This window comes from Streptomyces aurantiacus, from assembly GCF_001418335.1.
GTDB lineage: Bacteria > Actinomycetota > Actinomycetes > Streptomycetales > Streptomycetaceae > Streptomyces > Streptomyces aurantiacus.
Genome location: NZ_LIPP01000090.1, coordinates 1 through 14,352 on the forward strand (window position 1 = coordinate 1; position 14,352 = coordinate 14,352).

General features: G+C 69.2%; 10 protein-coding genes. 2 read left to right on the forward strand and 8 right to left on the reverse strand.

Annotated features, from left to right (window positions below):
• Positions 1 to 88 precede the first annotated feature (88 nt).
• From AOK01_RS13355 to AOK01_RS13385, 7 genes are all read right to left on the reverse strand, one after another.
• Positions 89 to 805: an ABC transporter ATP-binding protein gene (locus tag AOK01_RS13355; RefSeq protein ID WP_055511215.1), complete on the reverse strand. Its 717-nt coding sequence runs from the start codon at positions 803 to 805 to the stop codon at positions 89 to 91.
• On the reverse strand, positions 802 to 1,692 hold the full coding sequence (locus tag AOK01_RS13360) for an ABC transporter ATP-binding protein (protein ID WP_055511216.1): 891 nt from the start codon (positions 1,690 to 1,692) through the stop codon (positions 802 to 804). Before AOK01_RS13360 ends, AOK01_RS13355 begins: the two co-directional genes overlap by 4 nt.
• Positions 1,693 to 1,697: 5 nt before the next feature.
• Complete coding sequence (locus AOK01_RS13365) at positions 1,698 to 3,488, reverse strand: branched-chain amino acid ABC transporter permease (RefSeq protein ID WP_055511222.1); 1,791 nt, start codon at positions 3,486 to 3,488, stop codon at positions 1,698 to 1,700.
• A 5-nt stretch (positions 3,489 to 3,493) separates the two neighbouring features.
• Positions 3,494 to 4,420 carry a branched-chain amino acid ABC transporter permease gene (locus tag AOK01_RS13370; RefSeq protein ID WP_055511217.1) on the reverse strand — a complete coding sequence of 309 codons (927 nt, stop codon included), beginning with the start codon at positions 4,418 to 4,420 and terminating at the stop codon, positions 3,494 to 3,496.
• A gap of 137 nt (positions 4,421 to 4,557) precedes the next feature.
• On the reverse strand, positions 4,558 to 5,784 hold the full coding sequence (locus tag AOK01_RS13375) for a branched-chain amino acid ABC transporter substrate-binding protein (RefSeq protein WP_055511218.1): 1,227 nt from the start codon (positions 5,782 to 5,784) through the stop codon (positions 4,558 to 4,560).
• A gap of 519 nt (positions 5,785 to 6,303) precedes the next feature.
• Entirely contained in the window at positions 6,304 to 6,792 is a 489-nt protein-coding gene (locus AOK01_RS13380) for a PaaI family thioesterase (protein WP_055511219.1), read from the reverse strand.
• Positions 6,793 to 6,865: 73 nt separating this feature from the next.
• Positions 6,866 to 9,145, reverse strand: a complete 2,280-nt coding sequence (locus tag AOK01_RS13385; RefSeq protein ID WP_055511220.1) for an FdhF/YdeP family oxidoreductase — start codon at positions 9,143 to 9,145, stop codon at positions 6,866 to 6,868.
• Positions 9,146 to 9,347: 202 nt separating this feature from the next.
• Here AOK01_RS13385 and polA point away from each other — a divergent pair, with 202 nt between their 5' ends.
• Positions 9,348 to 12,074 (forward strand): DNA polymerase I, encoded by a 2,727-nt coding sequence (gene polA, locus AOK01_RS13390; protein WP_055511221.1) that lies wholly within the window; start codon positions 9,348 to 9,350, stop codon positions 12,072 to 12,074.
• Here polA and AOK01_RS13395 read toward each other — a convergent pair.
• Positions 12,071 to 13,045 (reverse strand): DUF4184 family protein, encoded by a 975-nt coding sequence (locus tag AOK01_RS13395; protein WP_079103387.1) that lies wholly within the window; start codon positions 13,043 to 13,045, stop codon positions 12,071 to 12,073. The genes polA and AOK01_RS13395 overlap by 4 nt on opposite strands.
• A gap of 347 nt (positions 13,046 to 13,392) precedes the next feature.
• Between AOK01_RS13395 and AOK01_RS13400 the strand changes: the two genes are divergently transcribed.
• Positions 13,393 to 14,352 (forward strand): lytic transglycosylase domain-containing protein (locus tag AOK01_RS13400; protein WP_157871286.1); only part of this gene is annotated, 960 nt, incomplete at its 3' end.

The window sequence follows — 14,352 nt, forward strand, 5'->3', positions numbered from 1 at the left end:
TACGGCTGAGGCCCGCACCCGAAGAAATCCGGGTGCGGGCCTCAGCCGTACACGCTGTACGAACCGCACAAGCGGCGGAGCCGGGGGCTCAGTCCTCGCCCAGGTACGCCTTGCGTACCGATTCGTCGGTCAGGAGGTCCTGGCCGGTGCCGGACAGCACGATGTTGCCGATCTCCATGACGTGGCCATGGTCGGCCAGGGACAGCGCGGCCTGGGCGTTCTGTTCGACGAGGAGGATCGTCGTGCCCTGGGACTTGAGTTCGACGATGGTGGACATGATCTTCTGCATCATGATCGGTGAGAGGCCCATGGAGGGTTCGTCGAGCATGAGGAGTTTGGGCTGGGACATGAGGGCCCGGCCCATGGCCAGCATCTGCTGTTCACCGCCGGACAGGGTGCCCGCGGCCTGCTTCCTGCGTTCTCCGAGGATGGGGAAGAGGTCGTAGGCGCGCTGGATGTCCTTTTCGATGCCTTCTTTGTCCTTGCGGAGGAAGGCGCCGAGGTAGAGGTTCTCGGTGATGGTGAGGCGCGGGAAGATGTGCCGGCCTTCGGGGGAGTGGGCGAGCCCGAGGGCGACGATCTTGTGTGCGGGGACGCCGTTGAGGGGCTTCCCGTCGAAGAGGATCTTGCCCGAGGTGGGTTTGAGCAGGCCGGAGAGGGTGCGCAGGGTCGTGGTCTTGCCGGCGCCGTTGGTGCCGATGAGGGTGACGACCTGGCCTGCTTCGACGCTGAAGGAGATGCCCTTGACCGCTTCGATCTTGCCGTAGGCGACCTTGAGGTCTTCGACCTCTAGCAGTGCGGTCACTGGGATTCTCCTCGCGTGCTGGTGGTGCTGTCCGCCGTTGCCGTTGGCGTTGCCGTGTCCGCGTCGGCTTCCGCGGCTTCGACTTCGGCGACTTCGTCGGCTCCGGGTGCGCCCTCGAAGGGGGTCCCGAGGTAGGCGGCGACGACGCGTTCGTCGGCCTGGACGACCTGGGGGGTGCCTTCGACGAGTTTTTCGCCCTGGACGAGGACGGCGACGCGGTCGGAGAGGTTGAAGACGAAGCGCATGTCGTGCTCGATGAGGAGGATGGCGATGCCCTGGTCGCGGATGGCGAAGACCAGTTCCTCCGTCGCCCGGGTCTCCTGGGGGTTCATGCCGGCGGTGGGCTCGTCGAGCAGGAGCAGGCCGGGTTCGCTCGCGAGGGCGCGGGCGATTTCCAGCTTGCGCTGTTCGCCGTAGGGGAGGTTCCTCGCGAGGTGGTCCCGTTTGTGGGCGAGGCCGATGAAGTCGAGGAGTTCCATGGAACGGTCCTCGGAGGCTTTCTCGGCCTTTTTGAAGCCGGGTCCGCGCAGGAGCGCGGACCAGAGGCCTTCTTTGGTACGGGTGTGGCGGCCGACGAGCACGTTTTCCAGGACGGTCATGTTGGCGAAGAGCCGGATGTTCTGGAAGGTGCGGGCGATGCCTGCCTGGGTGACGAGGTGCGGCTTCGGCGGGAGGACGGTGCCCTTGTAGGAGACCTTTCCTTCCGTCGGCACGTACAGGCCGGTGAGGCAGTTGAAGAAGGTGGTTTTTCCGGCGCCGTTGGGTCCGATGAGGCCGACGATCTCGCCGCTGTTGACGGTGAAGTCGACGGAACGGACGGCGGTGAGGCCGCCGAAGCGCATGGTGACGTCGCGTGCTTCGAGTACTGGTGTCGTCTGTGTCGTCATCGTGGTCAGGCCCCCGTCTTGGTGACGGCCGGTTGGTCGGTCAACGTCGTGGTGTCTGGTACGTCGAGTTGGCCGGTCTCGTGGAATTCGAGCTGGCGGCGGCGGTTGGCGATGATGCCTTCCGGCCGGAAGCGCATGAGGAGCACGAGGGCGATACCGAAGGCGAGGAGTGACTTGTCCTGGAGGAAGACGAGTTTCTCCGGGAGCAGGTAGAGCAGTGCGGCGCCGAGGAGGGGGCCGGCGACGGTGCCCATGCCGCCGAGGACGACGGCGGCCAGGAGGAAGGCCGAGTTGGGTGGCGTCGAGCCGGCGAACTGGTAGGGGTTGGGGACGACGCTGTAGGTGACGTGGGCGCTGACGGTGCCGGCGAGGCCGGCGAGGGAGGCGCCGAGGGCGAAGGCGACGAGTTTGACGCGGAAGCCGTTGATGCCCATGGCGGTGGCGGCGGTTTCGTCCTCGCGGATGGCGATCCAGGAGCGGCCGATGCGGGAGTCGGCGGCGCGGGTGTAGACGAGTACGACGATCGCCATGATCAGGACCATGAGCAGGTAGTAGTTGGCGAAGCGGCCGAGGGTGAAGCCGGCGATGTCGTGGGATTCCCCGAAGTTGTATCCGAAGAAGGACAGGTCGGGGATGGCGGGGATGCCGTTGGGGCCGTTGGTGAGGTCGGGGCCGGAGTCGCCGTCGAGGTTGTTCACGGCGATGCGGAAGATCTCTCCGAAGCCGAGGGTGACGATGGCGAGGTAGTCGCCGCGCAGTCGCAGGGTGGGGGCGCCGATGAGGACGCCGAAGATGAGCGATGCGGCGGCGCCGCTGAGGGCGGCGGCCCAGAACGGGAACTGTACGCCGGAGAAGGTGGAGAACTCGGAGCCGGAGACGAGGGCGGCGGTGTAGGCGCCGACGCCGAGGAAGGCGACGTATCCGAGGTCGAGGAGTCCGGCGAGGCCGACGACGATGTTGAGGCCGAGGGCGACGGTTCCGAAGATGAGGATGTTGACGCCGATGTTGGCGTAGTGGTCGTCGGTCTGGGTGAAGGGGAAGGCGATGGCGGCGGCGAAGCCCATCGCGAGGGTGAAACTGCGGTTGCCGGCGACGAGCGCGGAGAAGCGGTCGACGAGGCCGGCGGTGTGCAGGGCCCAGAGGGTGAAGACGACGACGAAGAGGTAGCCGATGAAGAGTTCGCCGTATTCGGTGTCGATGCCGTAGGTGAAGGTGGCGAGACCGATGATCGTGACGGCGGTGATGACGAGCCGCTGGATCCAGGGGGCGGTGGCCCGGGGGGCCGGAATGCGTTCGGCCTTGGCGATGTAATGGCCGAGGGTTTCCTTGGCGGTCTGTTCGCCTGCGCCTTGCTGGGGGAGGGCGAGTGCCGCGAGGAGCGGCAGCAGGGAGGCGACGGCGGCGACGTATGCGCCGGGTTCGAGGTTGGTGAGGCCGCCGAGGTCGGTCGCGATGGCGATGACCGTGAACCAGGTGGTGCCGAGTGCGCCGAGTGCGCTGAGGACCACGGGTGCGTTGTTGCCCGTGGGCGACAGCCAGCCGAGGCCGGGGGTGCCGTAGCGGGCGAGTGCGAAGAGCACGGTGAGGATTCCGGCGGTGAAGGTCAGCCACTGGAGGCCGCCGGGGTAGCCGTTGATGGTGAGGTCGCCGGGGAACGCGCTGGTCCAGGTCCAGGCGAGGAACGCGGAGGCGGCCGTGGCCGCGCCGCCGGCGAGGAGGAGTACGCGGGCCGCGGCGTGGGGCAGTGGGACGAGGCCGCGGGTGGCGGGGTCTGTTTTGGTGAGGATCTCGGTCATGGTGGTCACGCCCTGTCCGCGACGCGTTCGCCCAGCAGGCCTTGTGGCCTGAAGAGGAGGACGAGGATGAGGAGGGCGAAGGCCCAGACGTTGGCCCAGCTGGCGCCGCCGAGCTGCTCCATGCCGGGGATGCCGTCGATGTAGGCGGAGGCGAGGGTTTCGGCGACTCCGAGGACGAGGCCGCCGAGCATGGCGCCGTAGATGTTGCCGATGCCGCCGAGGACTGCCGCGGTGAAGGCCTTGAGGCCCATGAGGAAGCCCATGCGGTAGTCGATGTTGCCGTACTTGAGTCCGTAGGCGACGGACGCGACGGCGGCGAAGAGGCCGCCGATGGCGAAGGCGATGACGATGATGCGGTTGGTGTCGATGCCCATGAGCTGCGCGGTGTCCGGGTCCTGCGCGGTGGCCTGCATGGCGCGGCCGGTGCGGCTGCGGCTGATGAACAGGGCGAGGAACGCCATGCAGGTGATGGCGGCGAGGATCAGGAAGATGTCGGCGTCCTTGATGGTGACGGAGCCGATGTCATGGGTGTTGTCGAGGCCGGGGAACGCGCGGGCGCGGTCGGCGTCGGGGTAGAAGTTGCGGACGACTTCCTGGAGGGCCAGGGAGAGACCGATGGCGGTGATGAGCGGTGCCAGCCGTGGCGCTCCGCGCAGTGGTCGGTAGGCGAACCGTTCCGCTCCGACGGCGATGAGGACGGCGACGATGGCGCCGCCTATCAGCATCAGGGGCACGAGGGCCCACATCGATGTGCCCGAGGGGAGGGCCAGGTAGACGGTGAGTGCGCCGAAGCCTCCGGTCATGAAGATCTCGCCGTGCGCGAAGTTGATGAGCTGGACGATGCCGTACACCATCGTGTAGCCGATGGCGATGAGCCCGTACATCGAGCCTAGAAGCAGCCCGTTGGCCAGCTGCTGCGGCAGGGTGTTCACCGCATGGCCTCCATAGTCGCTGGTCGTTGTGCACTGTGGCGTGCACGCGGGGGGTGGGTGTGGAAACGGGCCGCGCGGTGGGGGTTCTCCTTCCGCGCGGCCCGTGGGTGCTCTGGGTGAGCGTCAGCCGGGTGCTGTCAGCTGGGGTCGTAGGTGCCGGTCTTGACGGCCTTCCACTTGCCCTTTTCGACCTGGTAGACGGTGAGCTGCTTGTTGGTCGTGTCGCCGAACTCGTCGAAGGAGAGCTTGCCGCTGATGCCTTCGAAGTCGGCCTTCTGGACCTCTTCGACGACCTTGGAGCGCAGCTCGTCGCCGGAGGGGAGTTTGTCGTCGTTGGCGGCCTTGGCGGCCTTCACCGAGTTGATGATCGCGGTGGTGGCGTCGTAGGCGTAGGCGCCGTAGGCGCCGTAGTCACCCTTGTAGCCCTTGGCCTTGTAGGTGTCGACGAAGGCCTTGGCGCCGGGGAGGGTGTCGACGGGGACGCCGATGGCGGTCGCGAGGTCGCCTTCGGAGGGCTTGCCGGCGGTCTCGATGTAGGTGGTGGCGAACATGCCGTCGCCGCCGAAGAGCGGGATGTTGACGCCGGCGTCCTTGAGCTGCTTGGTGATCAGCGCGGACTCGTCGTACTGGCCGCCGTAGTAGACGAGGTCGGCCTTGGCGGCCTTGATCTTGGAGACGAGGGCTCCGAAGTCCTTGTCGCCGGTGTTGACGTGGTCGGTGCCCGCGACCTTGCCGCCGGCCTTGACGAATGCCTCGTTGAAGAGCTTGGCGAGGCCGGCGCCGTAGGTCTGCTTGTCGTCGACGACGAAGACGTTCTTCTTCTTGAGGCCGGTGTAGGCGTATTCGGCCGCGAAGCCGCCCTGGAGGGCGTCGGTGGTGGCGGTGCGGAAGTACGTCTTGTACGGGCGCTTGGGCGAGGTCTGCCAGTTCTTGCCCATGGTGAGCTCGGGGTTGGTGTTCGCCGGCGAGATCTGGACCATGTCGGCGCTGGAGAAGACCTGGAGCATCGACTGGGCGACACCGGAGTTCAGCGGGCCGACGGCGCCGACGACGGACTTGTCGCCGACGAGGGCCGTGGCGTTCTGCTGGCCGGTGGCGGGCTGGGCCTTGTCGTCCAGGGCCTTGATCTTGAATTTGACGCCGGGGACGGTGTTCTTCTTGTTGGCGTCGTCCACGGCGATCTGTGCGCCGTACTGGATGCCGAGGCCGGTGGTGGAGTTCTCGCCGGAGAGCGGGGCGTCCACACCGATGGTCAGGGTGGTGCTTCCGCCGTCGCCGCTGTCGCCGTCGCCGCTGTCGTCACGGGAGCCGCATGCGGTGAGGGTCAGGGCTCCGGTGGTGAGAATGGAGGTGAATATCACCATAGAACGCTGTCGCACAATCAGTCCTTTCGCAGGCATGGGTCGCCCGTGTGGGGCCGACGGATGCCGAGGTACCGAACTCCCGGTGGAGCGGTGACTGGGCGTGACTCTAGGCCTGGTGCGCAGGCAGAGCATGGTCCGATGCTGGCTTGTGACTTTCTTGTTATGACGTACCGGATCGTGCCCTTACGGAGCGAGGGGTCTCGACCGGTTTGGTGGAGCTTCCCCGCCGTCCACATTTTGAGAACCCGCACTTCCGGTTGTACGTGGACGGGCTTGGCCGTCGGACCGGGTCACAGGTGGTGCGGAGTGGCCGGGAAAGGTCTCGGAAGCGGGCGCCATCGATGTCAGGACCGTGATGCTGTATTGCGCATGTGTTACGGAGTGTTACGTCGAAAAGAGGCGGGCCGCGATGCGTCGTGGTGGCGGCGCCGGCGGCCGGGAAGGGCGGGGCCCGGCCGGGACGGCGTCCGTGGCTCGGGCGCGTGGCCGGCCGGGTGGCGGGTCGGGTGGCGGGCGCGGTCAGTGCCCGGCGCGTACCCGCTGTTCGTCGCCGGTGTTCACGTCGCGCAGCATGCACGTCAGTCGGGCGCTGCACACCCGCTTGCCGTTCTCGTCGCTGATGGCGATCTCGTACGTGGCTGTCGAGCGGCCCCGGTGCAGGGGGGTGGCCACGCCGGTCACCAGGCCGGAGGCGGCGGCGCGGTGGTGGGTGCAGTTGAGGTCGACGCCGACGGCGATCTTGGAGCTGCCGCCGTGCAGCATGGCGCCGACCGAGCCGAGGGTCTCGGCGAGTACGGCGGAGGCGCCGCCGTGCAGGAGTCCGTACGGCTGGGTGTTGCCCTCGACCGGCATGGTGCCCACGACGCGGTCCGTGGAGGCCTCGATGATCTGGACGCCCATGCGGGTGCCGAGGTGTCCCGCGGAGAACATGGCGACCAGGTCCACGCCGAGTGCCGAGTACTCGTCGATGACCTTTTGTGGGAACTTCACGTGGTGCTGCTCGCCCATGGGGTCCGTTTCCTTACGTCGTCGGTCGTCGGGTCGTGGTCCGGGTGTCCGGAACGCGCGTCTAAGCGAACGCTCAGTCGGTGGTCGATTGTTCCAGACGGACGACGACGGACTTGCTGGCGGGCGTGTTGCTGGTGTCGGCGGTGGCGTCCAGCGGCACCAGGACGTTCGTCTCCGGGTAGTAGGCGGCCGCGCAGCCGCGGGCCGTCGGGTAGTGCACGACGCGGAAGCCGGCGGCGCGGCGCTCCACACCGTCCTTCCATTCGCTGACCAGATCGGTGTACGAGCCGTCGGCGAGGCCGAGTTCGCGGGCGTCGTCGGGGTTCACCAGGACCACTCGGCGGCCGTTCTTGATGCCGCGGTAGCGGTCGTCGAGGCCGTAGATGGTGGTGTTGTACTGGTCGTGCGAGCGCAGGGTCTGCAGGAGCAGGCGGCCGGCGGGGAGCTTCGGGTACTCGACGGGCGCGGCCGTGAAGTTGGCCTTGCCGGTGGCGGTCGGGAAGCGGCGCTCGTCGCGCGGGGCGTGCGGGAGGGCGAAGCCCGCCGGGTCGGCGACGCGGGTGTTGAAGTCGTCGAAGCCCGGGACGACGCGCGCGATGCGGTCGCGGACGGTCGCGTAGTCCTTCTCGAACTCCTCCCAGGGGGTGCGGGATTCGGCGCCGAGGACGCGGCGTGCGAGGCGGCACACGATGGCCGGTTCGGACAGCAGGTGGCCGCTCGCGGGTTCCAGGCGGCCTCGTGAGGCGTGCACCATGCCCATGGAGTCCTCGACGGTCACGAACTGTTCGCCGCCGCCCTGGAGGTCGCGCTCCGTGCGGCCGAGGGTGGGCAGGATCAGGGCACGCGCGCCCGTGACGGCGTGCGAGCGGTTGAGCTTCGTCGACACGTGCACGGTGAGGCGGGCGCGGCGCATGGCCGCCTCGGTGACCTCGGTGTCGGGGGAGGCCGACACGAAGTTGCCGCCCATCGCGAAGAAGACCTTGGCCTTGTCGTCCCGCATCGCGCGGATGGCCCGTACGACGTCGTAGCCGTGGCCGCGGGGCGGGGCGAAGCCGAACTCCTTCTCCAGGGCGTCGAGGAAGGCGGGCGCGGGGCGTTCGAAGATGCCCATGGTGCGGTCGCCCTGCACGTTCGAATGGCCGCGCACCGGGCACACGCCCGCGCCGGGGCGGCCGATGTTGCCGCGCAGCAGGAGGAAGTTGACGACTTCGCGGATCGTCGGCACGGAGTGCTTGTGCTGGGTGAGGCCCATCGCCCAGCAGACGATGGTGCGCTTCGAGGCGAGGACCATGCTGAGCGCTTCGTCGATCTGCGCGCGCGTGAGGCCTGTCGCGGTGAGTGTCTCGTCCCAGTCGGCGGCGCGGGCGGCCTCGGCGAACTCCTCGTAGCCGTGGGTGTGTTCGCCGACGAAGGCCTCGTCGACGGCGCCCTCGGTGTCGAGTATCAGTTTGTTCAGGAGGCGGAAGAGGGCCTGGTCGCCGCCGATGCGGATCTGCAGGAAGAGGTCGGTGAGCGCGGCGCCCTTGAACATGCCCTGGGGGGTCTGCGGGTTCTTGAAGCGCTCCATGCCCGCTTCGGGCAGCGGGTTCACCGTGATGATCTTCGCGCCGTTGGCCTTCGCCTTCTCCAGGGCGGAGAGCATGCGTGGGTGGTTGGTGCCCGGGTTCTGCCCGGCGACGATGATCAGGTCCGACCGGTAGAGGTCGTCGAGCAGGACGCTGCCCTTGCCGACGCCGATGGTCTCGTTCAGCGCGGAGCCGGACGACTCGTGGCACATGTTCGAGCAGTCCGGCAGGTTGTTGGTGCCGAACTCGCGGGCGAACAGCTGGTAGAGGAACGCCGCCTCGTTGCTGGTGCGGCCCGAGGTGTAGAACAGCGCCTCGTCGGGGGAGGCGAGGCCGGTGAGCTCCTCGGCGACGATGTCGAAGGCGCGTTCCCAGGACACCGCCTCGTAGCGGTCGGCGCCCTCCGCGAGGTACATGGGGTGGGTGAGGCGGCCTTGCTGGCCGAGCCAGTAGCCGCTGCGGGTCGCGAGGTCGGCGACCGGGTGCGCGGCGAAGAAGTCGGGGGTGACGCGGCGCAGGGTGGCCTCTTCGGCGACCGCCTTCGCGCCGTTCTCGCAGAACTCCGCGGTGTGCCGGTGCTCCGGCTCGGGCCAGGCGCAGCCGGGGCAGTCGAAGCCGTCCTTCTGATTGACCCGCAGCAGTGTCAGGGCCGTGCGTTTCACGCCCATCTGCTGCTGGGCGATGCGCAGGGTGTGCCCGATGGCCGGCAGCCCGGCCGCAGCATGCTTCGGTCCGGCGACCTGCGGCGCGTCCTGAACCGGATCATTCTGGGGCGGCTTGCCGGCCATCTCGGCCTCCTCTTCGAGCGCAGGTGTGAGGTACGTCTCCGATGGTCGCACGTGGTACTGACACGTATCGTGCCCAGGCCCCGGGGGCGGGTGCCGAGCGTGTGCCACGGACCGTGCTCCGGCGCCGGGAACGGGGTCGTGGGCGGGGCCGTGGGCGGCGGGGCGGGGCCGACTGTCAGTGGGGCGTGGCAGGATCGTGGTTGTGGCAGAGACAGCATCGAAGAAGACCGAGAAGACCTCCGGCGGGGGACGCCCGCGGCTGATGCTCATGGATGGGCACTCGCTGGCGTACCGAGCGTTCTTCGCGCTGCCCGTGGAGAATTTCACGACAGCGACGGGCCAGCCGACGAATGCGATCTACGGCTTCGCGTCGATGCTCGCCAACACGCTGCGCGACGAGGCGCCCACGCACTTCGCGGTGGCGTTCGACGTGTCCCGCAAGACGTGGCGCTCCGAGGAGTTCGCGGAGTACAAGGCGAACAGATCGAAGACGCCGGACGAGTTCAAGGGTCAGGTCGAGCTGATCGGTGAGCTTCTCGACGCGATGCACGCGGAGCGGTTCGCCGTGGAGGGCTTCGAGGCGGACGACATCATCGCCACGCTCGCCACGCAGGCCGAGGCCGAGGGCTTCGACGTGCTGATCGTCACGGGCGACCGCGACTCCTTCCAGCTGGTCTCCGAGCACACGACCGTGCTCTATCCGACCAAGGGCGTCTCCGAGCTGACCCGGTTCACTCCGGAGAAGGTCTTCGAGAAGTACGGGCTGACGCCTGCCCAGTACCCCGACTTCGCGGCCCTGCGCGGCGATCCGTCGGACAACCTGCCGGGCATTCCCGGTGTCGGTGAGAAGACCGCCGCGAAGTGGATCAACCAGTTCGGTTCGTTCGCGGAGCTGGTCGAGCGCGCCGAGGAGGTCAAGGGCAAGGCCGGGCAGAACTTCCGCGACCACCTGGAGGCGGTCAAGCTCAACCGCCGCCTGACCGCGATGGTGTGCGACGTCGAGCTGCCGAGGGCGGTCCCCGCCCTGGAGCGCGCCGCGTACGACCGCACGGCCGTCGCGATGGTCCTGGACACCCTGGAGATCCGTAACCCGTCGCTGCGCGAGCGGCTGCTGGCCGTGGATCCCGGGGCGCAGGAGGCCGAGGACGTGACTCCGGTCGCCGCGGGGGTGGCCGTGGACGGCACGGTCCTCGAAGCGGGCGAGCTGGGTCCCTGGCTGGCCGAGCACGGCACGGCGGTCCTCGGGGTCGCCACGGTCGACACCTGGGCGCTCGGTACGGGATCGGTCGCCGAGGTCGCGCTCGCCGCGGCCGGCGGAGCCGCCGCGTGGTTCGACCCGTCGCAGCTGGACGAGACCGACGAGAACGCGTTCGCGCGCTGGCTGGCCGACGCGGACAGCCCCAAGGTGCTGCACAACGCGAAGGCGGTGATGCGGGTCTTCGCCGAGCACGGGTGGAGCATCGCGGGCATCTCCATGGACACGGCTCTCGCCGCCTACCTGGTCAAGCCGGGGCGCCGTTCCTTCGACCTGGACGCGCTGTCCCTGGAGTACCTCGGCCGGGAGCTGGCGCCCGCCGCGACCGCCGACGGACAGCTCGCCTTCGGCGCGGACGAGGGGGCCGAGGCCGACGCGCTGATGGTGCAGGCCCGCGTCATCCTCGACCTGGGCGAGGCCTTCGGGGAGCGGCTGCGGGAGGTCGGCGCGGCCGACCTGCTCCAGGACATGGAGCTGCCCACCTCGACGCTGCTCGCCCGCCTGGAGCGGCACGGCATCGCGGCGGACAGGGCCCACCTGGAGGCCATGGAGCAGATGTTCGCGGGCGCCGTGCAGCAGGCGGTGAAGGAGGCGCACGCGGCGGTGGGACACGAGTTCAACCTCGGTTCGCCCAAGCAGCTGCAGGAAGTCCTCTTCGGTGAACTGGGCCTGCCGAAGACGAAGAAGACGAAGACCGGCTACACGACGGACGCCGACGCGTTGGCGTGGCTCGCCGCCCAGACCGACAACGAACTGCCGGTCATCATGCTCCGCCACCGCGAGCAGGCGAAGCTGCGGGTGACCGTCGAGGGCCTGATCAAGACGATCGCCGCGGACGGCCGTATCCACACGACCTTCCACCAGACGGTGGCCGCGACGGGCCGCCTCTCGTCGCAGGACCCGAACCTGCAGAACATTCCGGTGCGTACGGAGGAGGGCCGCGCGATCCGCCGCGGCTTCGTCGTCGGCGAGGGTTTCGAGTCCCTCATGACCGCCGACTACAGCCAGATCGAGCTGCGGGTGATGGCCCACCTGTCGCAGGACGAGGGCCTGCTGGCGGCCTTCACCTCCGGCGAGGACCTGCACACCACCGTCGCCTCACAGGTGTTCTCCGTGGAGCGCTCCGCCGTCGACGCGGAGATGCGCCGCAAGATCAAGGCCATGTCGTACGGGCTCGCCTACGGCCTGTCGGCGTTCGGCCTCTCCCAGCAGCTCAACATCGACGCGGGCGAGGCCCGTGTCCTGATGGACACCTACTTCGAGCGCTTCGGAGGCGTACGGGACTATCTGCGCCGGGCGGTCGACGAGGCGCGGGACACGGGCTACACGGCGACGCTCTTCGGGCGCCGCCGCTACCTCCCCGACCTCAACAGCGACAACCGCCAGCGGCGCGAGGCGGCCGAGCGCATGGCGCTGAACGCGCCGATCCAGGGCACGGCGGCGGACATCGTCAAGATCGCCATGCTGCACGTGGACCGGGCGCTGCGTGAGGCCGGCCTCACGTCCCGCATGCTCCTCCAGGTCCACGACGAAATCGTCCTGGAGATCGCCCCGGGCGAGCGCGCGAGGACAGAGGAACTGGTCCGCCGGGAGATGGCCGGCGCGGTGCAACTCAGGGCGCCGCTGGATGTGTCGGTGGGCTGGGGCGGGGACTGGGAGTCGGCAGCGCATTAGCTCCGCCGGGGTGCGGGGTCCTTTTCGGGTGCGGGTTGTGGGGGCTGGTCGCGCAGTTCCCCGCGCCCCTGAAAGCGGGGCTGCGCCCCAGCTTTCGCGTCTTCAGGGGCGCGGGGAACCGCGCGACCAGCCGTGGACGGCCCGCACTCGTCAACGGGCAACGGGCGCCATGCCCGGACGGCCACCGCGTACGCAATGAAGCCGACGGCCAGCCCCGCCCCCGCCCCGAAACACACCGTGGGAATCAGTTCCCAGGGCTCGGCCCGCGACCCCCAGTAGTCCCACCACCGGGTTGCCCGCTGCACAGCCGCCACCGCCGCGCACCCGCCGATCAGGGCCGCCGCGAGCCAGCGGTCGCGTACCGACAGCACGGGCACGCCCACGGGTACGGGTGCGCCCGTGGACTCCGCGTCGCGCTGCCTCCGCAGGGCCACCACCAGGAAGACGGCGATCCCCACGGCCGCGACCGCCGAACCGCCGTACTGCAGATACCAGTACAGGGGAGAACCCGCGATGTCCCGCCCCAGGGCGGGGAACACCCGCATGCCCCACCGGTCGAGGTGCGTGAACGCGTCCCACACGACATGGGTCAGCGCGCCGGACACCGCGGACACGTACCACCACAGGACGAGCGACGGCCGCGGCCGGGCGCGCGGCGCACCACAACGAACGAACGCCCCGATCCGCCCCTGCCGGCCCCGCGGCAGCAGCGCCACCAGCGGCTCGCGCAGTACCAGCCAGGCACCCACGAGCGCCCAGGCGACCAGGACGTCGAACGTGAACACTCCGGTGAAGGAGTGCGTGAAATCGCCGAACTGCATTGCCTCCGGCAGCACGCTCGCCACGTAGTAGGTCATGTCGGGTGCGAACGAACCGGCCACCAGGACGGCCGGAATCAGTCGGCCTCGGCCGGACCCGTCGGCGCGCACCGCAGGCAGGACGGCCGCGGCATGGCTGAGTGTGAACGGCACGGGGCTCCTCGCGAACGGCATCGACCGGCCCGAAAGATTCTGACGGTCCTCTTGGTCGACCTGTTGGGTGGGCCTGGCCATCCCTTGATCAGTGACGCCCAGTATGCGCGAACGGTTCCCGGTGGCCGGGCATGCCGGGGCGTTCCGGGGGCAGGACAAACGGGATATGGCCAACCGGTGAAGACCGGACCCGAACAGGTGTCTGCGCGGCAGAAGTTGTCGTAGGGTCGCCTGGGTCGCCGTACTGGGGAGCACGGCCGCACAGCACCGGACGGCAACAGCACCGGACAGCAGGAGAACGCGAACGCGCGGAAGTCGGGCGATCGTCCACGGGAGGGGTTCACGCAATGGCGGCGCAATTCGGCAGGCGAGTCGTCAAGGGGGCGGCAACCACCGCCGTGGCCGCCCTCGCGGTCGCGGCTCTCTCCGCATCCCAGGCCCCCGGCGTGACGGACACCCCTCAGGGCAGACAGAGCGCCGATTCCCAGCCCTCGCCCGACGCGAACGCCGACGGCAGCGCGACCGGCAACTCGCCCTACTACACGGACCTGCCGCCCCTCAACAGCCCGACGCCGTCACCCAGCGCGGGCGGCGGCACCCCCGGCGCGACGGGCGACGCCGCAGCGGGCATACCCGCGACCGTCCTGGACGCCTACAAGAAGGCCGAGACGTCGCTGGGCCAGTCCAAGCCCGGGTGCAAGCTCCCCTGGCAGCTTCTCGCGGCCATCGGCAAGGTCGAGTCGGGACAGGCCCGTGGCGGCAAGGTCGACGCCAACGGCACCGCGACCCCTGCGATCCTCGGCCCGGTCCTCGACGGCAACGGCTTCGCGCGGATCACCGACACCGACGGCGGCGCGTACGACGGGGACACCACCCACGACCGTGCCGTGGGCCCCATGCAGTTCATCCCCTCCACCTGGGCGTGGGCGGGCCGCGACGGCAACGACGACGGCAAGAAGGACCCCAACAACATCTACGACGCGGCCCTCGCGGCCGGCCACTACCTGTGCCGGTTCGACTGGGACCTGTCCGACCGCGCCGACCTCAGGCGCGCCATCCTCAGCTACAACAACTCGACGGAGTACCTGAACACCGTCCTGTCGTGGCTGGAGTACTACCGCAAGGGCACCCACGAGGTCCCGGACGGCACGGGCACGCTGCCTTCCAGCCGCAGCGACGGCGGCAACGGATCGAGCAGCAGTCCGACACCGACCTCTCCGCGTACGACGACACCCAGCGGCCGGCCCCAGGGCGGGGGCTCCACGAGCCCGAGCCCCACGCCGCCCAGCGACACGCCGACCCCGCCC

Bases quoted from the DNA above. Each gene is read 5' to 3' on its own strand.
- AOK01_RS13360 (WP_055511216.1), bottom strand. From the start codon at position 1,692: ATGACGACACAGACGACACCAGTACTCGAAGCACGCGACGTCACCATG.
- AOK01_RS13365 (WP_055511222.1), bottom strand. From the start codon at position 3,488: ATGACCGAGATCCTCACCAAAACAGACCCCGCCACCCGCGGCCTCGTC.
- AOK01_RS13375 (WP_055511218.1), bottom strand. From the start codon at position 5,784: ATGGTGATATTCACCTCCATTCTCACCACCGGAGCCCTGACCCTCACC.
- AOK01_RS13380 (WP_055511219.1), bottom strand. From the start codon at position 6,792: ATGGGCGAGCAGCACCACGTGAAGTTCCCACAAAAGGTCATCGACGAG.
- AOK01_RS13385 (WP_055511220.1), bottom strand. From the start codon at position 9,145: ATGGCCGGCAAGCCGCCCCAGAATGATCCGGTTCAGGACGCGCCGCAG.